This is a genomic window from Polymorphobacter sp. PAMC 29334 (assembly GCF_019431245.1).
Classification (GTDB): Bacteria; Pseudomonadota; Alphaproteobacteria; order Sphingomonadales; family Sphingomonadaceae; genus Polymorphobacter_B; species Polymorphobacter_B megasporae.
The window spans coordinates 259,733-286,400 of record NZ_CP080243.1 but is presented as its reverse complement, the minus strand read 5'-3'; the positions used below and the strand labels follow the sequence as shown (position 1 = coordinate 286,400).

The 26,668-nt window shown below is 68.2% G+C and carries 19 protein-coding genes; 12 read left to right on the top strand and 7 right to left on the bottom strand.

The window, feature by feature from the left end; translation table 11 throughout:
* The first annotated feature begins 43 nt into the window (after positions 1-43).
* From KZX46_RS05175 to KZX46_RS05145, 7 genes are read left to right on the top strand one after another with little or no spacing between them, the layout of a single operon-like run.
* Positions 44-1,687 (top strand): type VI secretion system Vgr family protein, encoded by a 1,644-nt coding sequence (locus KZX46_RS05175; RefSeq protein ID WP_216709418.1) that lies wholly within the window; start codon positions 44-46, stop codon positions 1,685-1,687.
* 60 nt (positions 1,688-1,747) lie between these two features.
* A complete protein-coding gene (gene tagH / locus KZX46_RS05170) occupies positions 1,748-3,397 on the top strand; it encodes a type VI secretion system-associated FHA domain protein TagH (RefSeq protein ID WP_219775752.1) in 1,650 nt (549 codons plus the stop codon).
* A 35-nt stretch (positions 3,398-3,432) separates the two neighbouring features.
* Positions 3,433-4,749 carry a type VI secretion system baseplate subunit TssK gene (gene tssK / locus KZX46_RS05165; RefSeq protein ID WP_216709416.1) on the top strand — a complete coding sequence of 439 codons (1,317 nt, stop codon included), beginning with the start codon at positions 3,433-3,435 and terminating at the stop codon, positions 4,747-4,749.
* Positions 4,746-6,149 (top strand): type IVB secretion system protein IcmH/DotU, encoded by a 1,404-nt coding sequence (icmH, locus tag KZX46_RS05160; protein WP_219775751.1) that lies wholly within the window; start codon positions 4,746-4,748, stop codon positions 6,147-6,149. The genes tssK and icmH overlap by 4 nt, the downstream gene beginning before the upstream one ends.
* A 50-nt stretch (positions 6,150-6,199) precedes the next feature.
* Positions 6,200-9,763, top strand: coding sequence for a type VI secretion system membrane subunit TssM (tssM, locus tag KZX46_RS05155; protein ID WP_219775750.1), 3,564 nt, complete (start codon positions 6,200-6,202; stop codon positions 9,761-9,763).
* On the top strand, positions 9,745-10,353 hold the full coding sequence (gene tagF, locus KZX46_RS05150; protein ID WP_219775749.1) for a type VI secretion system-associated protein TagF: 609 nt from the start codon (positions 9,745-9,747) through the stop codon (positions 10,351-10,353). Before tssM ends, tagF begins: the two co-directional genes overlap by 19 nt.
* A complete protein-coding gene (locus KZX46_RS05145; RefSeq protein WP_219775748.1) occupies positions 10,350-11,114 on the top strand; it encodes a PP2C family serine/threonine-protein phosphatase in 765 nt (254 codons plus the stop codon). Before tagF ends, KZX46_RS05145 begins: the two co-directional genes overlap by 4 nt.
* On the opposite strand, the gene KZX46_RS05140 is transcribed toward KZX46_RS05145, so the two are convergent.
* On the bottom strand, positions 11,111-11,830 hold the full coding sequence (locus KZX46_RS05140) for a hypothetical protein (RefSeq protein ID WP_219775747.1): 720 nt from the start codon (positions 11,828-11,830) through the stop codon (positions 11,111-11,113). The two genes, KZX46_RS05145 and KZX46_RS05140, sit on opposite strands and share 4 nt — an antisense overlap.
* A gap of 177 nt (positions 11,831-12,007) precedes the next feature.
* On the opposite strand from KZX46_RS05140, the gene KZX46_RS05135 reads away from it, so the two are divergent.
* Positions 12,008-13,291: an MFS transporter gene (locus KZX46_RS05135; protein WP_370647501.1), complete on the top strand. Its 1,284-nt coding sequence runs from the start codon at positions 12,008-12,010 to the stop codon at positions 13,289-13,291.
* On the opposite strand, the gene KZX46_RS05130 is transcribed toward KZX46_RS05135, so the two are convergent.
* Positions 13,280-14,191, bottom strand: coding sequence for a S1/P1 nuclease (locus KZX46_RS05130; protein WP_219775745.1), 912 nt, complete (start codon positions 14,189-14,191; stop codon positions 13,280-13,282). The two genes, KZX46_RS05135 and KZX46_RS05130, sit on opposite strands and share 12 nt — an antisense overlap.
* A 132-nt stretch (positions 14,192-14,323) precedes the next feature.
* Between KZX46_RS05130 and KZX46_RS05125 the strand changes: the two genes are divergently transcribed.
* Positions 14,324-15,529: a bifunctional alpha/beta hydrolase/OsmC family protein gene (locus tag KZX46_RS05125; protein WP_219775744.1), complete on the top strand. Its 1,206-nt coding sequence runs from the start codon at positions 14,324-14,326 to the stop codon at positions 15,527-15,529.
* Positions 15,526-16,173, top strand: coding sequence for a DsbA family oxidoreductase (locus KZX46_RS05120; RefSeq protein ID WP_219775743.1), 648 nt, complete (start codon positions 15,526-15,528; stop codon positions 16,171-16,173). Before KZX46_RS05125 ends, KZX46_RS05120 begins: the two co-directional genes overlap by 4 nt.
* 90 nt (positions 16,174-16,263) lie before the next feature.
* Here KZX46_RS05120 and KZX46_RS05115 read toward each other — a convergent pair whose 3' ends face one another.
* From KZX46_RS05115 to KZX46_RS05100, 4 genes are all read right to left on the bottom strand, one after another.
* A complete protein-coding gene (locus KZX46_RS05115) occupies positions 16,264-17,178 on the bottom strand; it encodes an EthD domain-containing protein (RefSeq protein ID WP_219775742.1) in 915 nt (304 codons plus the stop codon).
* Between the two features lie 262 nt (positions 17,179-17,440).
* Positions 17,441-18,115 (bottom strand): PEPxxWA-CTERM sorting domain-containing protein, encoded by a 675-nt coding sequence (locus tag KZX46_RS22765; RefSeq protein WP_226896104.1) that lies wholly within the window; start codon positions 18,113-18,115, stop codon positions 17,441-17,443.
* A 607-nt stretch (positions 18,116-18,722) separates the two neighbouring features.
* Positions 18,723-21,143: a ligase-associated DNA damage response DEXH box helicase gene (locus tag KZX46_RS05105; protein ID WP_219775741.1), complete on the bottom strand. Its 2,421-nt coding sequence runs from the start codon at positions 21,141-21,143 to the stop codon at positions 18,723-18,725.
* A gap of 60 nt (positions 21,144-21,203) precedes the next feature.
* Positions 21,204-21,848, bottom strand: coding sequence for a PEPxxWA-CTERM sorting domain-containing protein (locus KZX46_RS05100; RefSeq protein WP_216709404.1), 645 nt, complete (start codon positions 21,846-21,848; stop codon positions 21,204-21,206).
* Between the two features lie 123 nt (positions 21,849-21,971).
* On the opposite strand from KZX46_RS05100, the gene KZX46_RS05095 reads away from it, so the two are divergent.
* A complete protein-coding gene (locus KZX46_RS05095; protein ID WP_219776857.1) occupies positions 21,972-22,967 on the top strand; it encodes a ligase-associated DNA damage response exonuclease in 996 nt (331 codons plus the stop codon).
* 40 nt (positions 22,968-23,007) lie between these two features.
* Here the strand turns inward: KZX46_RS05095 and KZX46_RS05090 are convergent, their stop codons facing one another.
* Positions 23,008-24,108 (bottom strand): NADH:flavin oxidoreductase, encoded by a 1,101-nt coding sequence (locus tag KZX46_RS05090; protein ID WP_219775740.1) that lies wholly within the window; start codon positions 24,106-24,108, stop codon positions 23,008-23,010.
* Positions 24,109-24,259: 151 nt separating this feature from the next.
* On the opposite strand from KZX46_RS05090, the gene KZX46_RS05085 reads away from it, so the two are divergent.
* Positions 24,260-26,602: a heavy metal translocating P-type ATPase gene (locus KZX46_RS05085; RefSeq protein ID WP_219775739.1), complete on the top strand. Its 2,343-nt coding sequence runs from the start codon at positions 24,260-24,262 to the stop codon at positions 26,600-26,602.
* Positions 26,603-26,668: the final 66 nt, after the last annotated feature.

The following is a 26,668-nucleotide window of genomic DNA, read 5'->3' as shown; positions in this document are numbered from 1 at the left end:
CGCCTGCGGATCGTCCTGACCGTGAGAAACAGAAAACCAGTGCATGGCGCGCGATACCAACAAATTCATCCGTTTGATCGAAGCGCCGGGCGTCGTCACCGACCATTATCTATTCAAGGTCGATGGCTCCGAGGCCCTGTCCGAGCCATTCCATTACCGCCTGCAGATCCGTTCGCAGGGTGAAGTCGCCGACGCTGCGACGTGGGTGAACGCATCGATCACTTTCGCCGTCGGGATCTCGGACAATATCGACCGCAAGATCAACGGCCGCTGTGTCCGTTTCGAGCATCTGTATCAAAAGGGCGGCTACACCGAGTTCGCGATCGAACTCGCCGCGTCGTTCGAGGCGTTGAAGCAGCAGCGGCACCGCCGCCTATGGACCGGCAAGACCGCCAAATTCATCGTCGCCGACGTCCTTCGCGGCAATCAGATCACCTTTGACGACAGTAAGGTCGGGGCGCAGCCGACGCGCGAGATGTGCGTCCAGCAGAACGAGACCGACTTCGATTTCGTCTCGCGGCTCCTCGAGGACGAGGGCGTCTTTTACTATTTCCGCTACGACGCAGGCGCTGGGCCGTACAAGCATCGCATGTTCATGGCCGACAGCGTCGCGGGCTACGACGACGGCGAGCCGTTCGAGATCTCGTTCCGGCGCGACCATCTGCTGCGCGGCGTCCAGGGCGTCACGCTCGGGCACGGGGCATCGCCCGGCGCGGCGGTCGTCCACGAATACGATTATAAGAAGCCCGGCTCGCTGACCCCGATCCAGGTGCCGACGCGCCTCGGCTCGGCCAACCAGGCGAGCGCGGTCTATGACTGGCAGTCGGGCCATTCCGATCCCGAAGCCGGACGCCGTCGCGCCAAGCTCGCCATCGAGGAAGCCGAAAGCGGCGCGATGACGATGAGCGGCAACGGGTCGTATCTCGCCTTCGAGCCCGGCAAGCGTTTCCAGATCGACGACACACGGCTCAATCCGCGCGAGCGGCGCATCGTCATCCGGTCGGTCAGCCACGCGATCTTCGACCCGTCGGGGCTGAGCGAGGGCGAGCCGCATTACGACCAGTCGTTTGCCGCACAGCCAAGCGCCGATGTCTTCCGCCCGAAGCGCACCACCGCCAAGGCGGTCGCCAGCGGCCCGCAAAGCGCGATCGTCGTCGACCAAACCGATCCCGAGGGGTTCGGTCGGGTCAAGATCCAATATCATTGGGACCGCGCCGCGGCATCGACCTGCTGGGTCCGCGTCCTCCAGCAATGGGCAGGCAACAAGATCGGCTCGCAGTTCGTCCCGCGCCCGGGAATGGAGGTCATGATCGACTTCCTCGAGGGCGATCCCGACCGGCCGGTCCTCGTCGGCTGCCTGTTCAACGGCAAGAACGCACATCCCTATCCGGTGCCGGCGAACCTGACACAGGCGGGCTGGCGGACGTCGGGGCCGGGCGGCCTCGCGCACGAACTTTTGTTCGAGGACAAGGGCGGCGGCGAAGAAATCTTCATGCAGTCGGGCCGCGACTATCGCCGCATCGTCAAGCGCGACGAGACCGCGACGATCACGCGGTCACAAAAAGTCGATGCGCAGGACATCACCCTGACGGCGACGACGAGCATCAAGCTCGAGGTCGCCGGAAATACGATCGTGATCGACGCAAGCGGCGTGACGATCAACGGGAAGATGATAAACCTGAACTGAAGTTGTCGCGCCGCGTATCGTGCGGCATGAGTCCACTGACGGCGAAGCGCGGGAGAGACGATGATCAGGCTGCGACTCCATAGCTCCAACGAGCCTTCGCAGCAGCTCGACCAGCGGATGGTCGGCGAGGACCCGATCGCCGTCGGTCGCGATGCCGGGGCGGATTGGGTCATCGCCGATCCCGGCCGGGCGCTGTCGCGGCGGCACTGCACCGTCCGTGCCGTCGGCGGCAAGATCGGCGTCCGTGACACCAGCGCCAACGGCACCTTCGTCGGCGACGATGGCGAGCGCATCGCCAACGGCGCCGAGACGCTCGTCGCGCCCGGCGGGTCGATTCGCCTCGGCACCTTCACGCTGTCGGTCGAGGCGCTCGCCGACGATGCACAACCGGCGAAGGCCCCGGGGTCGTCCGCGCCGCATGTCTCGCTGTTCGATCCGCCGGCGGGGCTGAATCCGGCGCAGTCGGCGTCGCGCCCGGCGCGGCCCGATCCGTTCGCCAGCCAGCTTCCGCCCGACCCGCTGCTCGCCGATCACAAGCCGACCGACCGTGTTACGCTCGGTGACGGCGATGCGTGGGACAATCGCCCGGCGGCGCGCGCCGGGGACTGGAAGCTCCCGCGCGACCGCCCTGAACACGATCAGCTGATCGGGACGCCGCGCGAATGGGCCGAACCGGCACGGGTCGAGCGCGACGCCGGGTTCGGCTTCGACGTGCCATTCGACCGGCCAATCCTGTCGCAGGCCCCGGCGACGCCTGAGCATCTCGCGATCCCCGAGGATTGGGCCGAGCCGGTTGCCGCGCCTGAGGAAAAAACAGCGAAGCCGACCAAGCGCGCTGCCGCCAAACGCGCGGTCGCTGCCCCCGTCGAGCCCGAAATCCCCGAAGTCGAAGCCGCTGAGGTCGAAGCCGTTGCGGCAGAGCCCCCGGTCATTCCGCCCGCACTGCCCGAGCAGGTGAAAGCGCCAACCGTGCCGGTCAAGGCCGCCTTCGAACCGGTTAAGGCAGTGCCCGAGCCGGTCAGGACGCCGGCCGTAAAGGCGTCGCCGCCGCCGAAAGCGCCGCCGCCCGTCCACGCCGAGGCGTCGCCAGCGATGGTCCCCGACGACCTGTTCGATGCATTCTGCGCCGGTGCGCGGCTGTCGCCGTCGAGCTTCCCCGAAGCCGAACGGGCGGCGGCGATGGTCCGGCTCGGTGAGGTCTATCGCGGCATGGTGCTCGGCCTCGCCGACCTGATGGGCGAGCGGACCGCGCTCAAGAGCGAATACCGGATGTCCCGGACGATGGTCCGGCCCGAGCAGAACAACCCGTTCAAATGGGTCCCGCCGCAGCGGCTCGCGGTCGAGGTCCTGCGCGGGGCCGACATCGGCTTCGCCGGGGGTGCCCAGGCGGTGACCGAGAGCTTTCGCGACATCAAGACCCATATCTTCTGCGTCCTTGCCGGGATGCGCGCCGCGATCGGCACGACGATGACGACGCTGTCGCCGGCGGCGACCGAGGCCGCGGTCGAGGGCCGGTCGTTCCTAATCAAGGCGCAGCGCGATGCGGCGTTATGGGTGCAATATGCCGAGCGTTTCGACCGCTTCAAGGTCGATGGCGAGGATGTCGACGGCGTGATCAATCGCGCTTTCCGCACCGCCTACGAGAAGCAGCTTGCGGAACTCGACGCGAAGGCGGCGGGCTATGACGGGCCGCCACAGGGACAGCATTAGTGTATTGGGACAATAAGGTTCTGTGGGCGGAGGGGATGTTCCTCCGCACGCAGCATTTCCAGCAGTTCGAGCGCTACGTCGAACGGACCGCGCAGTCGTCCGTCCGCTGGCTGCAGCCGCTGGCATGGGGGTTCGCTCGGCTCGAGATCGACGATGCGTTGCTGCAGACCGGTATCATCGCGGTCTCGCGCGCATCGGGCATCCTGCCCGATGGCACGGTCTTCGAAGTTCCCGGCACCGACGACCATCCGATCCCGCTCGACGTCCCCGGCGACCTCAAGAACGTCGTCGTCCATCTGACGCTGCCGATCCGCCGCGAAGGCGGGACGAGTGCGCGGCTCGCGGCACCGCGCGCCGGTGACGCCGCGGTTCGGTGGACTGGGCAGGAGGTCGAAGTCGGCGATACCGTCGCCGGGTCCGAAGCACGCGCGACGCTGATCGTCGGCAAGCTCGAACTGCGCCTGATGCACGACAATCAGGAGCGCGCCGGTTACGTCTCGCTGCCGCTGTGCCGCCTCGTCGAAAAACGCCTCGACGGGTCGATCGTCCTCGACCCGGCGTTTATCCCGACCTCGCTCAGCTGCGCCGCGTCGGAGCGGCTGACGAGCTTCATCGCCGAGATGCGCGGCCTGTTGCAGCATCGCGGTGCGGCGATCGCCAACCGCCTGTCGAGCCAGGGTGGCAAGAGCACCGCCGAAATCAGCGACTTCCTCGTCCTGATGCTGGTCAACCGCAACGACATGCTGCTGCGCCATCTCGGCTCGCTCCAGGATCTACACCCCGAGGCGCTGTACCGCACGTTCGTCGAACTTGCGGGCGAGCTGGCGACCTTCACCGAGGCTGCGACCAACCGTCCGCCGCAACTGCCGCCGTACAACCATGCCGATCTCGCCGGGTCGTTCCAGCCGCTGATCGGCTTCCTGCGCGAATCGCTGTCGGCGGTGTTCGAGCAGACTGCGATCCCGATCGCCCTCGAGGAACGCGCCTTCGGCATCCGCGTCGCCAAGATTACCGACCGTTCGCTGTTCACCGACTGCGTCTTCGTCGTCGCCGCAAGGTCGTCGATCGACGCCGAATTGCTCCGCGCCAACCTGCCGAAGCGAACGACGATCGGCGCGGTCGAGCGCATCCGCGATCTCGTCAACCTCCAGCTTGGCGGCGCACCGATTCGCCCGCTACCCGCCGAGCCACGGCAGATTCCATTCCGGTCGGGCATGATCTACTTCGAAATCAACACGCAGTCGGAGGACTGGCGGCTGATCGAGCAATCGGGCGGCATCGCCATCCATGTCTCGGGTGACGTGCCCGACCTCGCGCTCGACCTATGGGCGATCCGGGGCCGCATCCGGTGAGCCGGAGCCCGTTCACCCCCGACGGGGATCGAACGCAGATCGGCGCCCCGCCGGGGGGCGACCGGACAGAGATCGGCGCGCCCGGCCCGTTCGATCGTCCGGCCTCGGCACCGCGTGTCAGCGACGACAGTGGCGACCGGACGATGATCGGGGCGAGCACCGGCGGCGGCGGCGCGGCCAGCCCGTTCGCGCCCGCCAAGCTGACGCTCGACCAGCTGCCATCGGTCGGCGGCAACCCGCTGATCGCGGCAGGCACGCCGTTGATCGCGCTCGCGGGGGGACTGCGGACCGTCCTCGCGCAACAGGAGACCGGCCGCCTGCGCCGAATCGTCATCGAGGAACTGCGCCGCTTCCAGGCGCGGACCCGCGAGTCGTCGATCGGCGAGGAGGAAATCCGCTATGGCCATTATGCGCTGTGCGCGCTGCTCGACGAGGTGATCATGTCGACGCCATGGGGCGTCGGCACCGGCTGGGGCAAGCAGTCGCTCGTCGCCACCTTCCACAACGAAGTCGTTTCGGGCGACCGCATGTTCGAGGTCGCCGATGCGCTCGAGGCACGTCCGGGCCGGTCGCCCGCGCTGCTCGAACTGCTGTACGTCTGTTTCTCGTTCGGCTTCGAAGGACGGCTGCGGCTCGAGCGCGGCGGTGCGTCGAAGCTGCTCCAGCTGCGCGAGCGGCTGTACACCGCGATACGCAACCTGCGCGGACCGATCGAGCGCGAACTGTCGCCGCAGTGGAAGGGGATCGACGCGGCGTATCGCCCGATCGCCGCCGATATTCCGCTGTGGGTATTGCTCGCCGGGTTCGCCGCGCTGATGCTCCTGATCTACGCCGGCTTCGTCTTCACGCTCGGGCTGGTCGACGGCAGCGCGCGGCCGCTCGGCGCGATCTATGCCGCCGGTCCGGCAAAACTGGCACGCGCGGCCCCCGCGCCGCCGTCGGATAACCGGCTTTATCTGACGATCCTCGACATCCTCAAGCCCGACATCGACGCCGGGCGCGTCGGCGTCACCGATGACCCCGGTGCGGTCGGTGTGCGGCTGCTTGATCGGGGCTTGTTCGCAAGCGGTTCGGCCGACCTCGACGCCGGTTTCGGCCCGACGATGGGGCGCGTCGCGCAGGCGATCGGCCTCGTCACCGGCCCGGTCGCGGTCGCCGGACACACCGACGCCCAGCCGATCCGCTCGCTGCGCTTCCCGTCGAACCAGTCGCTGTCCGAAGCGCGCGCTAGTGCGGTCGTCGCCGCTTTGACCGCCGCCGGGGTGCCGGGCGACCGGCTCAAGCCGACCGGATACGGTGAGACCCAGCCGATCGCCGACAATAAAAGCGAAAGCGCGCGCCGCCTCAACCGTCGTGTCGAGGTAACGATCCCAAAGACTTACGCCGAGACCCCGCGCTGATGCTATACCGTCTTCGCCGTATGTTCGTCCGGCGGCCGCCGCGATGGCTGATGATCGCGGTCGGCATCGTCTTCCTCGCGCTGTTCGTCTGGTTCGCCGGGCCACTGGTGGCGATCGCCGGAGCGGTGCCGCTGGGCAGCGTGGTCGCGCGGCTTGTGACGATCGCCGTGATTCTTGGCGTCGTCGGTGCGATCTGGGGCTACCGGCGGTGGCGGACGGCGCGGCGCAACCAGGCGATGGTCGACGACCTCGCTGCGATCCCGCCCGCCGCCCCCGACGATGCCGACGAAGACGTCGCCGCGATGAACGAGCGCGCGGCACAGGCGCTCGCGCTGATGAAGACGACGCGCGTCGGCAAGGCCAAGGCGTTCATCTATGAACTGCCGTGGTACCTGATCATCGGCCCCCCGGGCGCGGGCAAGACCACGGCGCTACAGAACGCAGGGCTCGATTTCCCCGTGACGCAGTCGCTCGGCGACGGGCCGGTTCGCGGCATCGGCGGGACGCGGACGATCGAGTGGTGGTTCACCGACCGCGCCGTGCTGATCGACACCGCCGGGCGCTATACGACGCAGGACAGCGACAAGATCGTCGACGGCAAGGCGTGGACCGGGTTGCTCGACCTGCTCAAGCGCCACCGCCCGCGCCAGCCGGTAACCGGCATCATTGTCGCAATTTCGACGACCGACCTGATCGGTGCCGACGAAGCGGCGGCGCTCGCGCATGGCCGCGCGATCCGGCAGCGGCTGAACGAGGTTCAGACCGCCTTCGGCCTGCGCGTGCCGGTCTATGTCACGCTGACCAAGCTCGACCTGCTCGCAGGGTTCACCGAATTCTTCGACGACCTGCCGCAGTCGGAGCGCGAGCAGGTCTGGGGCGGCACCTTCGAATTCGTCGTCGGGACCGGGCTCAACAAGGAGGCGGTCGACGAGACGACGCTCGGACGGCTGTTCGACGGACTGATCCGGCGGCTCGACGAGCGGCTGCTGCTCCGCATCCAGGCCGAGCCCGATATCGCGCGCCGGGGTCTGGTGTTCGGCTTTCCGCAGCAGGTGGTGACGCTCCGCTCGCCGCTGCTGGCGATGATGCGGATCATCGCGCGCGAAACCAAGTTCGAGCCGACCCCGCTGGTGCGCGGCTTCTACCTGACGTCGGCGACGCAATTCGGACGGCCGATCGATCGCCTGATGAACGCGCTCTCGGCGCGGATCGGCGTCGTCCTCGCGACCCCGCCCGGCGACGGTCCGCGCGGCCGCAGCTACTTCCTCCACGATCTGCTGACGCGGGTGGTGTTCCCCGAGGCGGCGATCGCCGGGCGCGACATCAAGGCCGAACGCCGCCGCCGCGCGATCCGCCTCGCCGCGCTGGGAGTCGCCACCGCCGCGGTCGTCGCCGCGACGATGGTGTGGACGCTGGCGTACCTGCGCAATTCGGCGCTGATCACGCGGCTCGAACAGCGCGCCGACATCCTCCACCGCGACGTCACCGTTCTCGGTACCGAGCCGGTCGCCGACAGCGACCCGCTGCGTCCGCTCGCGGTCCTGAACGAGGCGCGCGCCTTGCCGTTCGGCAGCGCCGCACCCGCAGTCGATCGCTCGCCGGGGTTTAGCTGGGGAATCGGCCGCGAAAAAGCGCTGCGAACCCAGGTCGATGGCACCTATGTCAACCTGCTCAACCACCAGTTTCTCCCGCGCCTGCTGCTGTCGGTCGAGGGTGAGCTCAGTCGTTTGAACGCGCAGGGCGATGCCGCACGCGACCCGGGCAAGGCGGGCCGCGCCGCCGATCCGCGCCCGGCTATCTACAACCTGCTGCGGATCTACCTAATGCTCGGCCGGGCTCCCGGAGCGCCGCTCGAACGGTCGGCGATCACCAGCTACTTCGCCGATCGCTGGGCCGACCTGCTGCCGGCCGAGGAGCAGAGCGACACGCGCGCCGCGCTCGAGGCGCACCTCGACACCCTGCTGGCGAGCCCGATGACGCCCCCGGCGCTCAACGCGACCCTGATTACCGATGCGCGCCAACGGATCGGGACCCTTGGGCCCGGCGAGCGCGTCTATGTCCGGATGCTTGCCGACCAGCGCCTCCGCGACCTGTCGTCATTTGCCTTGACCGACGTCCCGGGCATTGCCAATTCGCGCCTGTTCCTGCGCAAGTCGAACGTGCCGCTGTCGACCGGCCTGCCGGGGATGTTCCGCCACGGCAATTTCTATCCGGTCGTCCTGCCGACGATCAGCCGCTACGCCGCGCAATCCGCCGACGAAGGCTGGGTCACCGGCGAGCGCGACGCGGGCGGAGCCGGGATCGGCCGGATCAAGGACGCGCTGCTGACCGCGTATCTCGCCGACTTCACCAATCGCTGGGACGACTTTATCGACGATATCGCGGTCAGCGGCGAGCGGCCGATCCGCGACCGCATCCAGCTTGCGACCCGCCCGCCGTCACCGGTGCGGTCGCTGTTCAACACGCTGGCGAGCGAAACCAACCTGACGCCGCCGTCGCTCAAGCAGGGGTCGAGCGGGCGCAATGCGCTTCAAGTCGCGTCGCTGTTCTCGCGTAACATCTATCGCGGCCTACAGCGCGGCAACGCCATCGGCAGCGCGATCCAGAGCGGGCCGCCGGGTCCGGCGGGGCCGCTCGACGAAGTGATCGCGCATTTCGCGTGGTTGCGCGACATGATCCCGCCGGGCGGGGCGGGTCCGCTCGATCAGGCGCTGGCGGCGCTCGGCGATGTCGGCAGCGCAGGCGGCGCGGCGGCGGCGGCGGCGGGGATGGGCAATCCCGCGCTCCAGGCACAAAGCTCGGCGGCGGCGATGGCGGCGACGGCCAAGCTCGGCACGGTGTCGTCGACCCTGCCCCCCCAGGCGGGCGCGCTGTTCGAAGGCTTCGTCAAGGCGTCAGCGACTCAGCTCAACCATGACGCGCGCGACGCGGTGCGCGGGCAGTATGGCGCGCAGTTGCTGCCCGAATGCCAGTCCATCGTGAAGGGCGGCTATCCATTCGGCGGCACCCCGTTGCGGCAGGTCTCGCTCGACGACTTCAGCCGCCTGTTCCGCCCGTCGGGGCTGCTCGATGCTTTTCAGAAGACGACGCTTGCCGGGCAGATCGATACCGGTGCAGCACGCTGGACGCTGACCCCGTCGGGCAAGGCGCTCGGGCTCGACCCGGCGGCGGTCGGCCGGTTTCAGGATGCAGCGAAGATCAGCGCCGCGTTTTTCCGCCCCGGCGATATCCGCCCCAATGTGCCGGTGACGATCGAGCTTGTCCGTCTCGCCGGAGCCCAGTCGGTGACCCTCGTCGTCGGCGGCATCCCGGCGACCTTCGCCGCGAGCGGCGGGCAGCCGGTCGATGTCCGCTGGCCGGGGAGCCTGCCGGGCGCGTCGATCGGCTTCCAGCGAATTCCCGCCCCGCCGGCCCCCGTGCCGCCGCGAACATGGCCGGGCGAGTGGGGCTTTGCCGCGATGATGCACGACCTCGGCGGGAGCAGCGCCGACCGCAACGGTGTGATCCTTACCGTAAGCGACGGCACATTACAGGCGAAGGTCCGACTCCGCATCGCGAACAACCCGTTTGCGACGACCAATCTCGCGGCGTTTCAATGTCCGGTGAAATTGTGACGGCGACCGTCGGCTTCTTCGGCAAGCTGCCCGCGCACGGAGACTTCATCCGGCGCGGCCTGCCGACCGCGACGACCTCGCTGCTCGACGACTGGGTGCAGGCTGGTTTCGGCCGCGCGGATGATCCCGCAGCCGCGATCCGCGGCCTGCCGCCGGTGCGCTTCGCGAGCAGCGCAGTCGTCGACGGCGCGCTTTGCCTTGGGACGATGATCGCGAGCAACGACAGCGTCGGACGCGATTACGTTCTCGTCGCCGTCCATTTGTCGCCAAACGTGTCAGGGGCGCTGCCCGAGCCGTTGCCTGACGCGTGGGACGATTGGTGCGCCCGTGCCGAGGCATTGCTGCTTGCGGCGCAGAGCGTGCCATTGACCGCCGATGCGACGCAGGCCGCGCTCGAGACGGCAGCGCGCGCAACGGTCATGGCGCTCGGCGGGGCCGAACCATTCGCCGTGCCGGACGACATCGAGCCCGCGACGGCGAGCTGGCGGCCGGCGGTCGGCAGCGGCGAGCGGCGCGTGATGCGCAGCGACGGCCTGCCGCGCGGCGACGCGTTCGACCGGTTGGTCGCCCCTGTTGGCGACGGCGCATGAGCGGCGGCAATCTTCGCTTCGACAGCGCCGGGCGGACCGATGTCGGCAAGGTGCGCGCACTCAACGAGGACCGCTATGTCGATCGTCCGCTGATCGCCCTTTGGGCGGTTGCCGACGGGATGGGCGGGCATCAAGCGGGCGAAGTAGCCTCGGGGATGCTCGCCGATGCGCTCGAGGCGATCGGGCCGCCCGATTCAGGCTATGCTTATCTCGATGGCGTCCAGGACGCGGTCGAACGGGTCAACCGCGCGCTCGTCGCGCACGCCGCGATCTCGACGCCGGGGTCTGTGATCGGATCGACGATCGTCGTACTGATCGCCTATGCCGGGCATTACGCCTGCCTCTGGGCCGGGGACAGCCGCGTGTATTTGCTCCGCGACAAGCGGCTCGAACAGATCACGCGCGATCATTCGATGGTCCAGGAACTGCTCGATTCAGGCGCACTCGCCCGTCGCGACGTCAAGAACTTCGGCAAGTCGAACATCATCACCCGCGCCGTCGGGGTCAACGACCGCCTCGCCCTCGACCTGCATCAGGGGCCAATCCTGGACGGCGACGTCTTCCTTTTATGCTCTGACGGGCTGACCAATTTCGTCGATGATGCCGAGATCGCCGCCGAGTTGCGGCGGCCAGCCCGCGACGCGGCCGAATCGCTCATCGCGCTGACGCTGTCCCGCGCGGCGAAGGACAATGTCACCGTAGTCGTCGTGCGCGCGTTTGCCGACGCCGACAGCACACTCGACCCGCTCCGCAACCGCTAGCTACTGTAGAACGGCTTGCGCACGATGCGTGTGTGCGAGGGGCGGCACGGTCGCGCCGGGCGGTTGAACACGCTCGGCTCGCAGACCGGCAGCTTCGACTTCGCCGCGGAGTCTGATTGCGTGCTGGCATCGGTGGTCCCTGGACTGACGGGTGCAACCGTCGCGACCTGACCGGTGGCGCGCGGACGCTTGGCGGCCTTGCTCTTATGAGTCGTGCGCAGCTCGGCCTTCTTGGTGACCGGGGCGTGGCTGCTGTGCCGGACCGCCTTGTGCGACACTGGCGCGGCGACGGTCGTGGCTTCGGCGGGCGGCTGGCTAACCGCAGCGGGGGCGATGGGGGCGCTGGCAATGACCGGCGCAGCGGGCGCGGCGATCGGCGCGGCGGGAACTGCGACAGGTGGCGCGGCTAGGCGCACCGCAGCGGCGGGGACCACGGCAACCGTGTTTTGCGCGCCGGCGTCGCGGTGCAAACCGAAATAGGCGAGCGCCGCCGCAACGACGGCAACGACGGCCGCGATAATGAGAGCGAGCGCCGACGATCGCTTTGCCGGCTGCGGCGCCGCGATCGGCGCAGCGCGGGACGTGGTGGCGGGCGCGGGCCGATACGGCTGGATCGGCAGCGTGTCGTCGACGCGCTCGGTTGCCGATGGGCGCGCAAACGGCGTCCCGGCGAGCTGCGCCGCTCGCTCTGCCCGCCAGTCGTCTTGCTCAGCCATAATCAGCACCCCTCGACCACCAAAACGCCGCCGGTGCGTAATCGTTGCGTCGCCGCATTTTCATTTCGCCATAGCGAAGTGCCATCGAGGCGGCAGCTGCTTTCGCAAGGTGATCCGACGGCGCGGTTGACGCGATTCTATCGCGGCGACACGATGCCTCCCCACGGAGGAAGCTGCTTGATCCACTTGTCGACGAACCGTAATTCGCGCGTCCTTGCGGCCAGCCTGATCGGCACGAGCGTCGAATTCTACGATTTCTACATCTACGCCACCGCCGCGAGCCTCGTCTTCGGCCCGTTGTTCTTTCCGGCCTCGTCGCCATCGGCACAGTTGCTCGCGGCGTACGCGAGCTTCGGGCTGGCGTTCGTCGCCCGGCCGGTCGGCGCAGCTGTGTTCGGTCACTTCGGCGACCGCATCGGGCGCAAGTCGACCCTCGTCACCTCGCTCCTGCTGATGGGCGGGTCGACGACGGCGATCGCTTTCTTGCCGACGTACCAGACGGCGGGCTGGGTGGCTCCGGCGCTGCTGTGCCTGATGCGGATCGGGCAGGGGCTCGGGCTCGGCGGCGAATGGGGCGGCGCGGCCTTGCTCGCCGTCGAGAACGCGCCGCCCGGCTGGGCCGGCCGGTTCGGCATGGTCCCCCAGCTCGGCGCGCCGCTCGGGTTCCTGCTCGCTAACGGGTTATTCTTGCTGCTCGGTCTTGCCCTGACCCCCGAGCAATTCCGCGATTGGGGCTGGCGGCTGCCGTTCCTCGCCAGTGCGCTGCTCGTCGCGGTCGGCCTGTGGGTCCGGCTCAAGCTGACCGAAACGCCGGTATTCGCCGCGGTCGTCGCCAGCGGCACCGCCGAGCGGGCGCCGCTGTCGATAGTCTTTCGACGCCACCTCGCGCCGGTGCTGGCGGGGACATTCTCGGTGATCGCCTGCTTCGCGCTTTACTATATCGCGACCGCCTTTGCGCTCGGCTACGGGACGACGACGCTCGGCTATGCGCGGTCGGCATTCCTGCGCGTCCAGCTCGGCGCGATCGTCTTCATGGCGATCGGCATCGTCGCCGCGGGGGTCCTGTCCGACCGCTTCAAGCCGCGCGTTGTCCTCCTCGGCGGCTGCGTCGTCACGATCGGCATCGGGGCATTGCTCGCGCCGATGCTGGCGAGCGGGTCGCTGGCCGTTGTCTTCGTCTTTCTGTCGCTGGCGCTGCTGACGATGGGCTTCGTCTACGGCCCGCTCGGCGCATGGCTGCCAAGCCTGTTCCCGCCCCCGGTGCGCTATTCGGGGGTTTCGATCGCGTTCAATGTCGGCGGCACGATCGGCGGGGCGTTGACCCCGCTCGCGGCGCAGGCGATCGCCGAATATTCAGGACTCGGCGCGGTCGGATTATACCTGTCCGCCGCCGCCGGGCTCAGCCTCGTCGCACTGCTGTTCGCGAAGGGCCGCGCCGCGCACTGCAGGTCAGCGCAATAGCGACGCGATGTCGAGCCCGGCCTCGCCAATCCGCCTTTCCGCGATGCGGCGCGCGTCGAGCTGGTAGCTGGCGGACAGGACTGGTCCGGCATTGGCGTCGGCAGCTTCGTCGAGTGCGGCATCGCGGTAGACGCGCGTCGCGGCAAGGTCGCGGCTCTGCTCGACCACCGCCGCGAAGCGTGACGACGCCGAGCCGGCGGCGGTGGCGGGGCCCGATCCGACCGCGCGCTCGGCGCGCAAGGCAAGCGCTTCCGCCGCCGGAGTTTCGGGGCCGGGAAGGTCGGCGGCGCTGTCCCAGAACTGGTGGAGCGCGACCGGCTTCGCCCCCGGCCCGGTGCGGACCCAGCCGATCGATCCCGCCCGGTCGGTCTGCGGAAAGCGCCACGACGCGCGATGCCCGGCATGAAGCGGCTGATGCATGTCGCCGACGATGTGGAAAACCCAGCATAGCGCCAGCGCGCGCAGTCCGGCGGCAGCCGTGGGATCGCGCGCGACCGCGAGCTGCCGGTCGAACACCTCAACTGCCTTGCCGAAGGTCAGCGGCCGCAGGATTGTCCAGCCCGACACAACCTTGACCGCGTAGTGCCAGTCGGGCCGGTCGTACCCTGTCCCGCGAATATCGTCGGGCCAGCGCGCCATGAGTTCGAACAGTCGGCGGTCGCGATCGGCGCCGGTCAATGCGCCGAGCGCCGCGTCGAAGCGCGTATGGTCGGGATGCGACCGCATCAGCGTCACGACCTGCGTGATCGCCGCCGGGGCGTCGCGGGACAGCGCGTCATACGCGATCGCGCCGGTCGCCATGTGCCCCTGGTTGTTCCACGCCAGCACCGGCGCCGCCGAACCAGCGAGCAGCGCCACGGCGATGCCGCGCCCAAGCGTTGCAATCCTGCTGCGTCTCACGTGCTATTCCCCGCCGCGCCGGACTCGAGTCCGCCAAGCTTGGCGTTAGCATCCCCCAAGCGCCCGTGCGCGTGTATAACGGTCGCGCGGCCAGCCCTTCGGTTTAGATGGCCTGCATGATGAGGTAGTCCCATGTCGACCCGTCCGTTCGACTTTGCCAATGCCGCGGGCCATCGCCTGTCGGGACGGCTCGAACTGCCGGCGGGACCGCCGCACGCGTGGGCGCTGTTCGCGCATTGCTTCACCTGCGGGAAGGACAATCTGGCGGCGGTCCGGATCGCGCGGCGGCTGGCGGGGGCTGGCATTGCCGTGCTCCGCTTCGACTTCACCGGGCTGGGCGCGAGCGAGGGTGACTTCGCGGCGACCAATTTCAGCTTGAACGTCGCCGATCTCGTCGCGGCGGCGGCGGCGATGACCGCGGCGGACATGCCGCCGACGCTGCTGATCGGGCACAGCCTCGGCGGGGCGGCGGTGCTCGCCGCCGCCGGGTCGCTGCCCGACATTCTGGCGGTCGCGACGATCGCCGCGCCATTCGATGTCGCGCACGTTCTGGCGCAGGTCTCGCCCGACGCGCTCGCCGAGATCGAGCGCAGCGGCATGGCCGACGTACGACTTGGCGGGCGGCCGTTCACCCTCGGCAAGCAGTTCGTCGACGATGTCCGCAAGCACGACCAGAACGCGCGGATCGCATCACTCAAGCGGCCGTTGCTTCTGCTCCATGCGCCGCGCGACAAGGTCGTCACCATCGACAATGCGACGCAGATCTTCCTCGCCGCGCATCACCCCAAAAGCTACGTCTCGCTCGACGGTGCCGACCATTTGCTGTCGAACCCGCGCGACGCCGACTTCGCCGCCGACATGATCGCTGCATGGGCGAGCCGGTATCTCCCCGCAGCGATAACGGCGGTGGCGAGCGGTTACGACGCCGAGGCGGAGGAGACCGGGATGGGCAAGTTCCAGCTGGCGATACGCGCGGGGCAGGCGGCGTTCATCGCCGACGAGCCGGTCAGCGTCGGCGGGTTGGGGTCGGGACCGTCGCCGTACGACCTGCTGTGCGCCGGGCTCGCCGCGTGTACGACGATGACGTTGCGGCTGTACGCAACGAGCAAGGGTGGGCCGGTCGAGCGCATCCGCACCGCGGTCGGACACCGCAAGGAAGCCGACGCGGTGCCGCCCGACGTCTTCACCCGGCAAATCACCATCGTCGGCGACCTCGACGATGCACAGCGCGCCAAGCTCGGCGGCGCGGCGGATCGCTGCCCCGCGCATCGTACGCTGGAACAAGGCTCGCGTTTCGACGATGTCGACGTGCGGATCGTGACAGAGGAGACATTATGACGACACCGATGAAGATCGACTTCGTCTCAGATATCGCCTGCCCATGGTGCGTCATCGGCCTGCGCGGGCTCGAGGATGCGCTCGATCGCAGCCGCGACGCGGTCGAGGCCGAGATCGTCTTCCGGCCGTTCGAGCTCAACCCGGCAATGCCCGCAGGCGGGCAGAACATCGGCGAGCATATCGCGCAGAAATACGGCTCGACCCCGGCGCAGTCCGCCGCCAACCGCAAGATGATCACCGACCGCGCCGCCGAGGTCGGCTTCACCATGGCGATGACCAGCGACAGCCGGATCTACAACACCTTCGACGCGCATCGCCTGCTTCGCTGGGCCGAACAGGCGGGTCACCAGGCCGAGCTCAAGCACGCGCTGTTCACCGCCAACTTCACCGAGGGCAAGAACCCGGGCGACCACACCGTCCTCGTCGAGGCGGCCGAGCGCGCCGGGCTCGATGGTGCAGCAGCGGCGGAGGTGCTGGCGTCGGGACGCTACGCCGCCGAGGTCCGCGCGGAGGAAGAGCTGTGGCGCTCGCGCGGGATCAACGCCGTCCCCGCGGTCGTCATCAACGACAAGCACCTCATCTCCGGCGGCCAGCCCGCTGATGTGTTCGAGGCCGTTATTCGCCGGATCGCGGCGGAGGGGTGATGATCGCGGGGTAACAGACGTCATATAAGCCGGGGCCAACCTTCGACTGACCCGGTCGCTATCATCCCCCGCGTGGTGGTCAGCGCGACCCTACATCGAGCCGGTGCGGATCAGCTCGCAGACGTCCTCCGCCGCCTGGTTGAGCGCGCCGATCTGCTCGACTAGCTGCGCCGGGCGGCTGCCGCGGAGCCCGGCGAGCGTCAGCGCCTTGTCGCGGACATAGGTGTAGACCCCGCTCACCGCGAACGGCGAGGCAAAGGCGATATGCTCGGCCTGACCCGCCGCTGCCCGGCGAAAAGCCTCGGAGGCGTAGAACTGGCGTCGGACAAGCGGCGACGCGAAAGCCAGCTCGATCACCGCGATCAGGCGGCGTTCGCCGTCGACGCTGTGGTCGACGTTCGGCGCAGGCGGGGCGGGTTTCGCATTATCGTATGCCTCGGGCAGATGAAGCCTGACCTTGAGCACCGGCGCTTCTGCGGCCAGCGCCTCGGCGAATTTGCGCATGAAGCGGCCAAACGCCTTCGCATCGTCGTGCGCCGCGCCGAAGTGGACGTGGATCCGATCAAGCCCATCGTCGGCATTCGGACTGGGTTCGACGACGCGGTCGACCAGCGTCGTCGATCCCTGCGGCAACGCGTAGGCGACGGTGGCGGCGAACATGTTCTGCTCGTCGGCGAACAGGATCGGGCACGCGGCGGTGAACAGCGCCTGGTCCTTCACCGAATGGAAACCGATCTCGACCCCGCCGTCGAGGACGTAATCGGGAAACGGCCCGATGCCATCGCTGACCGGCCAGAGATGCGCATCCTGCTCACGGTCGAGGTGGTACTGGACGTAATAACCGAGGCCCGGGATGCGCGAGCACAGCGGCCCATGGACGTCGCGCCAGTAGGTCGCAAACAGCTCGTGCGGAACGCCCGGGCGGCGCAGCACGGTCGTGTACGAGTTGATGACGATGGCGGCGTCGCGTGCGGATTGATCTTCCGCGAGCTTGGGTTTCGACACGGCTGGTTCCTTCGGGGTTCGAAGGCGAAACACCTCTGACGACGGGCCGGGTGCCGGAGTCCGCAAACTTTGTGCCCGGAATCCGATATTGCGCGGCGCTCGCGCTGCGCATGATCCCGCAGTCAGGGGACGGCGGCCAGTTCTTTTGAGCGGCGTTCCTCCAGTATTTATATTGCAGCGGATCGCAGAACGCCGGCGCGGCGATGCGTTTTCGCCGCCGGCGCATGGCCGGCGGCGTTATTTGCTACTGGAAGGAGCGAGACTAAGCGGCGACCGCAAAGTTGCGGCGGCGGGTGGCGATCCCGACCAACCCGAAGCCCGCGATCATCAGCATCCAGCTTGCCGGCTCGGGTACGCCGCCAGTGAAGCCGCCGGAGCCGCCGGAGTTACCAAAGAACACGTTTGGTCCCCAGTAGCCGTCGTGCACGTCGTTTCGGACAAAATTAACGAAATCGGGCGTTCCTGCCCCGCCGGTCAGGATCCAGCGGTTGTCGTTGTAGGTGATCGACGGATCGGTGACGAAACCGGTGTCGTCCCACGTATAATTATCGCCAACACTAACCCCGGAAACAAGATAATCACCGGGTGCGAGCGTCAATGTCGGGACGGTGACGAAGCGGAAGTGACCAAGCACCGCATAAGTATTCGTAACCGTCGTGCTGGCAAGCATCGTGCCGGTGGTCAAGCAGCCCGACGTGTCGCAGCTATAGAGCGCAACCTTGTTATTGTCGACCTGGCCGTTGTTCGGATCGGCATAATAGCCGAGTCCAGAGACGGTTACGGCGGTCTTGACGGTGAAGCTGTTCGCGAAAATCCAGTTGTTGTTATTAAAGGATTGCGACGCGGTAGTAAATTCCCAGGCTGCGCCTGCGACGGCAGGAGCAGCGACAGCGGTTGAAAGGCCGGCAGCTGCAAGCAGCACTATGATCGATTTCATTGCTGAACTCCTCGCTCGGGATCATCCCCGAATAAGGTTCAGCAAGGATTATGCCAATTTATTAACCGTAATATTCTGGGCATAAAAACAACGAGTAAGATGATGCACCCTCGCGTGGGATTGGGCAGAGTGTAAAGGAATCCGACACTTTTTGTTACTTGCCTGCCGACAGTAAGCAATTTGTCGTGCTCTTCAAATCCACAACGACGGTGTAATTGGCTAGACCCTTCGACAAATCGATGAGAGAGGCCAAAGTCCAGACTGCGCCTCGGCAAGGTAGCTAACTGCTTGTTCTCATGTGTCATCTGGTAATTCGCCCGACCGTGGCGCTCGAGCCGACTTCCGCGTCTCGGCTTTTCTGATCCAGGGCCCACCGTTTCCGCTGTCCTACACCCCCACCGCGCGCCTAGCGTCGCCGCTATCGAGTCGTCACCGGGCGGCGCCTGTCGTTCTTTCTCATCGTGTGGAGCTGCCGCTTTGCATCGCGGGAGACGTGCGATCGGGAAGCGACGAAGGTCAAAATACACCGTCGTTTGTGTGAACTTATTCTGGACTTAGCGCTGGGATTGTACCAGATCGGACGTCGCGGGTTCTGACTGGTCCTGTATCAGTCGAGCCGCATCGCCGCTTCCGCCAGCGCATCCGCCTCGATCAGCAGCGCGTCGTCGGCCGCGCCGAACACGCGCTCCTTGCCGGCTTCGAGCAGGACCGGCACCGCGAGCGGGGAGACGCGGTCGAGGACGCGGTGGACGAGATGCGTCTGCGACCTCTCGAGCAGCCCGGCAAGACGTCCGATGTCGGTGATCTTTGACCGCGCGTCGGTCCATGCCGCGGTCAGCAGCAGATGGTCGGGCTCGTGCCGCCGGAGGACGTCGTAGATCAGGTCGCTCGAAAACGTCACCTGCTTGCCCGTCTTGTGCTGTCCCGGATGGACCCGGTCGATCAGCCCCGCGATCACCGCGACCTCGCGGAACGCCCGCCGCAGGAACGGCGACCCGGCGATCCATTCGGCGAGCTCGTCCTCGAAAACGTCGGGCGAGAACAAAGGCTTGGGGTCGGTGACGGGGTTAAGGCTCCACGTCGCCACCATGTAGTCGCTGCCGACGAAACCGAGCGGGGCAAGCCCGGCTTTTTCCATCCGCTGGGTCAGGAGCATGCCAAGCGTCTGGTGGGCGTTGCGCCCCTCGAAGCCGTACGCGACCATGTAGTTTCGCCCGTCCGCCGGGAAGGTCTCGACGAGCAGGTCGTCCATCCCCGGCAGCGACGACCGCTGGCGCTGGATGTCGAGCCATTCGCAGACGTCGGGCGGCATCTCGGCCCAGCGTTCGGGGGTGTTGAACAACCCGCGCACCCGCCGCGCGAGGTTGGTCGACAGCGGCATCCGGCCGCCGACATAGGTCGGCACGCGCGGGTCACCCTTGCCCAGCTTGACGAACAAGTCGGGGCCGTCGAAGCCGGTGACTTCAAGGACTTGCCCCGCGAACATGAAGCTGTCGCCGACCCGAAGCTGGCTGGCGAACCATTCCTCGACCTTGCCGAAGCTTCGCCCCCGTCCGCGCCCCGCCTTGCCATAGACGACGTTCAAGGCCGCCGCCTCGACGATCGTCCCGGCATTCAAGCGGTGCTGCGCCGCCATTCGCGGGTGGCTGACGCGGTACAGCCCGTCGGGGCCGAGCGTCAGCCGCTTGTAGCGCTCGTATGCCCGCAGCGCGTAGCCGCCCGACTCGATGAAGCCGAGGGTGCGGTCGAACTCGGCGCGCGGCAGCCCGGCGTAGGGGGCGGACGACCGCACCTCGTCGTACATCGCGTCCGCCGCGAACGGGGCGGAGCAGGCGCACGCCATCAGGTGCTGCGCGAGGACGTCGACCCCGCCGGGACGAAACAGATCGACGTCGAGTTCGTGCGCCTCGACCGCGTCGCGCGCCGCGAGGCTTTCGAGATACTCGAAGCGGTTGCCGGGGACGACGACCGCCTCCGACGCCTCGTCCATCCGGTGGTTGGCGCGGCCGATGCGCTGGAGCAGGCGCGACGATCCCTTCGGCGCGCCCATCTGGACGACGAGGTCGACGTCGCCCCAGTCGATGCCGAGGTCGAGGCTCGCGGTCGCGACGATCGCGCGCAGCCGCCCGGTCGCCATCGCGTTCTCGACCTTGCGCCGCGCCTCGGGACTGAGCGAGCCGTGGTGGATGCCGATCGGGAAGGAAGCGTCGTTCTCCGCCCACAAGTCGCGGAAGATCAGCTCGGCGACCGCGCGGGTGTTGACGAAGACGATCGTCAATTTGTGGCGGGCGATCAGCTTGATCACCTCGCGCGCGGCATAGCGCCCGTTGTGCCCCGCCCACGGGATCCGCCCGTCGGGGACGAGGATGTCAACGTGCGGCTCGGCCCCCGGGTCGCCGTGGACGAGGCGGACGCTCGCGGCATCGGCATCGGGCGCGAGCCAGCCCTGATACGCCTCGGGGTCGGCGATCGTCGCCGACAGTGCGACGCGGCGGAGGTTGGGGCTGAGCGCCTGGAGCCGCGCCATCGCGAGGTTGAGGATGTCGCCGCGCTTGGTCGTCGCAAAGGCATGGACCTCGTCGACGATCACCGTCTTGAGTTGCCCAAGCATCCGGTCGGCGTCGGGGTAGCTGATCAGCAGTGACAGCGACTCCGGCGTCGTCAGCAGGATCTGCGGCGGCCGCTCGCGCTGGCGGGCCTTGCGGTCGGACGGCGTGTCACCGGTCCGCGTCTCGACCCGGATATCGAGCCCCATCTCGGCGATCGGGTTGAGCAGGTTGCGCTGGACGTCGACCGCGAGCGCCTTCAACGGCGAGACGTAGAGCGTGTGCAGCCCGTCGACTGGCTCCGCGATCAACTCGGCAAGGCTCGGCAGGAACCCGGCAAGCGTCTTGCCCGAGCCGGTGGGCGCAACGAGCAGCGCATGCTCCCCCGCCCGGGAGGCGGCGAGCATCTCGAGCTGATGCCGCCGCACACCCCAGCCGCGCGTGGCGAACCAGTCGAGAATCGGGGCGGGCAGCGGCGGCATCGCAACCGATATAGGAGCAACCGCCGCCGGTTACGCCACCGCCGCGCTTCGGCCCTTGCGTCAGGCGATCGCGGTGCGCGTCCGGCGACGGGCTGCAAAGCCGACCATGCCGAAGCCGGCGATCATCAGCGCCCAGGCGGCGGGTTCGGGCACGGCTGCGGTCGCGCCCTCGACGGTGATGCGGACGCCGGTGTCGCTGAACGAAGCCCAGTCGTCGGAGAAGAACGACCGGAACAGCGTCGGCGAACCCGACGGCGTATTCTCGTAACCCAGGCCAGCGTAGCCCGTCGCGCCGAACTGGCCCGAACCGAAGATCACGCCGTAGGTCCCCGCCGAAAGCGTCAGCGGCAGCGGCGCGACAAGGTCCTGCGTCGCGCCGGTCACGGCGAAGACGACATGGCCGAGGCTGATGTCGGCGAGGTCGGTCGACTTGCCGGCGGGGAACGCCGCGCGGGAAGACAGCGGCACGATCGCGCCGAAGATGTTGCCGCCGGGAAAGCCACCGAATTGCGCCCCGATGCCGGTGATCGCGGTGGTCCGGCCGAGCGTGAACACCGCGCCCATGAAGTTGTTTTCGCTCAAAATATATTCGCCGCTGTCGACGCCGGAGTAAGCCGCGCTCTGGTAGATCACCAGGGCGTCGGCCGGGACCGCGGCGAGCATGCCGAGCGCGACGACGAGGCCGCGGGTGAATCCAAAGGTCATGCTGTCGCTCCAAGCGTAGTTAACAGACCGCAGCGTTAGCTACCGAACGTTACGGTTGTGCGACGATACCGCCACGGCTGGACCGGTGGCGGGCTCGGCGGGGGCGGCCTATATATTCGCCTTATGCCCGCAGGTTCATGGCTCCAGCCCCACCCCGAGGGCATCTACGTCGCTCCCGGCGACTTCTGGATCGATCCGTCGAGCCCGAAGCCGTCGGCATTAGTCACTCACGGACACGCCGACCATGCCCGGGGCGGGCACGGCAAGGTGCTGGCGACGGCCGAAACGCTGGCGATCATGGACGTGCGCTACGGCGAGCAGGTCGGGCAGAAGGCGGCGTACGGCGAAAGCATCCGCGTCGGCGACGTCACCGCGACCTTCGTCCCCGCCGGGCACGTCCTCGGCTCGGCGCAGATCGTCCTCGACCATGCCGGCGAGCGGATCGTCGTGTCAGGCGATTACAAGCGCCGCGCCGACCCGACCTGCGCCGCGTTCGAGCCGGTGCCGTGCGACATCTTCGTCACCGAGGCGACCTTCGGCTTGCCGGTCTTCCGCCACCCCGACACCGGGCAGGAGATCGCCAAAGTCCTGACCGCGCTCAGCCACAACCCCGAGCGCTGCGTCGTCATCGGCGCGTATGCGCTCGGCAAGGCGCAGCGGGTGATCGCCGAATTGCGCCAGCTCGGGCACGACGCGCCGATCTACCTCCATGGCGCGGTCCAGCGGCTGTGCGACCTGTACGTCGCGCTCGGGGTCGACCTCGGCGACCTGCGACCCGCGGCCGGATTGAAGGCCGCCGACCTCAAGGGCAGCGTCGTCATCGCCCCGCCGTCGGCGCTTAACGACCGTTGGAGCCGCCGCCTGCCCGACCCGATCACCGCAATGGCGTCGGGCTGGATGCGCGTCCGCCAGCGCGCGGTCCAGCGACAGGTCGAGCTGCCGCTGATCATCTCCGACCACGCCGACTGGGACGAACTGACGACAACCTGCACCGAACTCGCGCCGAACGAGGTGTGGGTGACGCACGGGCGCGAGGAGGCGCTGGTCCACTGGTGCCAGACGCGGCAGATGCGGGCGCGGGCGCTGGACCTGGTCGGATTCGACGACGAGGACGACTAGCTCCTCCCCCGAAAGCAAAGGGGAGGAACCAGGCGCTAGCTCAGACCAATGTCGCCAGCGCGCCGCGGTCGAAGTCCTTCAGCTCGCCCATCCGCCCGTCGCGGACTTTTTCCGCCCAGTCGGGATCGACGATCAATGCGCGGCCGACCGCGACGAGGTCGAACTCGTCCTTCTCCAGCCGCTCGAGCAGGTTGTCGAGCGACGCCGGCTGCGACTGCTCGCCGCCGAAGCCTGCGACGAACTCGCCCGACAGGCCGACCGAGCCGACGGTGATCGTCGGCTTGCCGGTCAGCTTCTTCGCCCAGCCGGCAAAATTGAGCCCCTCGTCGCCGTCGATCTCGGCAAACTCGGGTTCCCAGAAGCGGCGCTGCGAGCAATGGAAGACGTCCGCCCCGGCCTCGGCGAGGGGGTTGAGCCATGCCGCCAGCGCGTCGGGGGTGGCGGCGAGCTTGACGGTGAAGTCCTGCTGCTTCCATTGCGACAGGCGGATGATTAGCGGTAGGTCGCCGATCGCAGCCTTGACCGCCTTGACGACTTCACCGGCAAAGCGCGCGCGTTCGGGCAGCGCGCCGTTCCAGCCGTCGTCGCGGACATTGGTCCCCTCCCAGAAGAACTGGTCGATCAGATAGCCGTGTGCGCCGTGGAGCTCGACCGCGTCGAAGCCGATGCGCTTGGCATCGGCGGCGGCCTGCGCGAAGGCGGCGATCGTGTCGGCGATATCAGCGTCGGACATCGCATTGCCGTACGCCTTGCCCGGGCGGAGCAGCCCCGACGGGCCCTCGGCCTCGTGCTTGTAATCGGGCAGCGTCGGATTCTTCATCGCGCCGACGTGCCACAACTGCGGCGCGATCTTGCCGTGCGCGCTATGGACCGCGTCGACGACCTTGCCCCAGCCGCCGAGCGCCGCTTCACCGTGAAACACCGGCACGTTGGGGTCGTTGAGCGACCCGGCGCGATTGACCCCGGTGCCTTCGGTAACGATCAGCCCGACCTGCCCCTCGGCGCGCCGCTGGTAATATTCGGCGACGTTCGCACCGGGCACCCCGCCGGGCGAGAACGACCGCGTCATCGGCGCCATGACGATCCGGTTGGGCAGGTGCAGCCCGGCCATATCGAACGGGCGGAAAAGCGGGTTGGTCATCGGGCAGGCTCCGGTTGCGATGGCCCGCATTAGGCGATGGTTGACGGGCGCGGCAAGTGCGGCACGGCGAAGGATTTCTTGAGTGCCGCGCACTTTACGGACCTGCGCGCCGCGTGCCTCGGTTATACCCTTGGATCGAAGGACAATTGCCATGACCGGCGCGCGACTTGACGATCACGCGGCACATCCGGCGGAGCTCGCGGCGAGCGGCGCTGCCACCGTCAAGGACCCGGTCTGCGGCATGACCGTCGATCCGGCGGGATCGCCGCATCATGCCGCGTACCACGAGCAGACCTATCATTTTTGCAGTGCCGGCTGCCGGACGAAGTTCGTCGCCGATCCTGCCAAATACCTCGGTGCGCCGCGAGAAGCGTCGGCGGCATCCGGTGCGGTCTGGACCTGCCCGATGCATCCCGAGATTCGTCGCGACAAACCGGGGAGCTGCCCGATCTGCGGCATGGCGCTCGAACCGGCGGAGCCATCGCTCGACGACGCCCCCAATCCCGAACTCGTCGACTTCACCCGGCGGCTCTGGTTCGCGGGCGTTCTCGCCGTGCCGCTGCTGGTCGTCTCGATGGGTGCCGAGATGTTCGGCTGGCACCTGTTCGACGCGCGCACTTCGGCATGGGTTCAGCTCGCTCTGTCCGCGCCGATCGTCCTTTGGGCAGGGTGGCCGTTCTTTGCGCGGGGGTGGACGTCGGTCGTCACCCGGCACCTCAACATGTTCACGCTGATCGCGATCGGGGTGGGTGCCGCCTTCCTCTATAGCCTCGCCGCGACGCTGGTTCCGGGCGTGTTCCCGTCGGCGTTCCGGATGCACGGGGCGGTCCCGGTCTACTACGAGGCGGCAGGCGTCGTCGTGACGCTCGTCCTGCTTGGCCAGGTGCTCGAACTCCGCGCGCGGGCTGCGACCGGCCGCGCGATCCGGGCATTGCTCGACCTCGCCCCCAAGACCGCACATCGGCTGGCCGCCGATGGCAGCGAGTCCGAAGTCGCGCTCGCCGAGGTGCGCACCGGCGACCGGCTCCGCATCCGCCCCGGCGAAGCGATCCCGGTCGACGGCATCGTCATCGACGGGCGCTCGGCGGTCGATGAGTCGATGCTGACCGGCGAGCCGGCGCCGGTCGAGAAGTCTGCCGCCGCTGCGCTCACCGGCGGCACGGTCAACGGCACCGGCAGCCTCGTCATGGAGGCGCGCGCCGTCGGGGCCGACACGATGCTGGCCCGGATCGTCCGGATGGTCGCCGACGCGCAGCGCAGCCGCGCCCCGATTCAGGCCGTTGCCGACCGCGTCGCGGGCTGGTTCGTCCCCGCCGTCGTGCTCGTCTCGGTCATCACTTTCGTCGTCTGGAGCCTCGTCGGACCCGAACCGCGGATGGGCCACGCCCTGCTCAATGCGATCGCGGTCCTGATCATCGCCTGCCCGTGCGCGCTCAGACTGGCGACGCCGATGTCGATCATGGTCGCCGCCGGGCGCGGGGCGCAGGCGGGCGTGCTGATCAAGAACGCCGAGGCGTTGCAGGCGTTCGACACGGTCGACACGCTGGTCGTCGACAAGACCGGAACGCTGACCGAGGGCAAGCCCCGCCTCACCGCCACCGAGCCGGTACCCGGCTTCACCGCCGAGCAACTCCTCGCCGCCGCGGCCGCCGTCGAGGCGCAGTCGGAGCACCCGCTCGCCCGCGCCATCGTCGGCGCTGCACGTGAGCAGCAGCTGGCGTTCGGCACCGTCGCGGACTTCGCCTCGCAGACCGGGCTCGGCGTCAGCGCCACCGTCGATGGCGTTCCGGTCGTGCTCGGCAACACTGCGCAGATGACGCGCGTCGGGGTCGATCCGTCGCCGCTCGAAGCCGCCGCCGACGCGCAGCGCCAGACCGGCGCGGGCACGCTGTTCGTCGCCATCGGCGGCAGGCTCGCCGGGTTTCTCGCCATCGCCGATCCGGTTCGCGGCAACGTCCGCGAGGCGATCACCGCACTCCGCGCCGACGGTCTTCGCGTCATCATGCTGACCGGCGACAACCTGACCACGGCGAACGCGGTCGCAACCGCGGTCGGCGGCCTCGACGAGGTTCGCGCCGGGCTTGCGCCGGAGGACAAGGCGCGGATCGTCGGCGAGCTCAAGGCACAGGGCCGCCGCGTCGCGATGGCGGGCGATGGCATCAACGACGCGCCCGCTTTGGCAGCCGCCAACGTCGGGCTGGCAATGGGCACCGGCACCGACGTCGCGATCGAGAGCGCGGGCATGACGCTGACCGGCGGCGACATCTCGGCGATCGTGCGCGCGCGCACGCTGTCGAGAGCGACGATGCGCAACATTCGCCAGAACCTGTGCTTCTCGTTCGTGTTCAACGGCATCGGCGTGCCGGTGGCGGCTGGAGTGCTTTACCCCGTCGCGGGTATTCTCCTGTCGCCGATGTTCGCCGGGGCGGCGATGGCGCTGTCATCGTTGACCGTCGTGCTCAATGCGCTGCGCCTCAACGCCGTGAAGCTCTGACAAGCCCGGAGCAACGCGTTTAGTGTTACCTCGGGCGCCTTAGGCAAGCTGCGGCTTCGGAAGTCC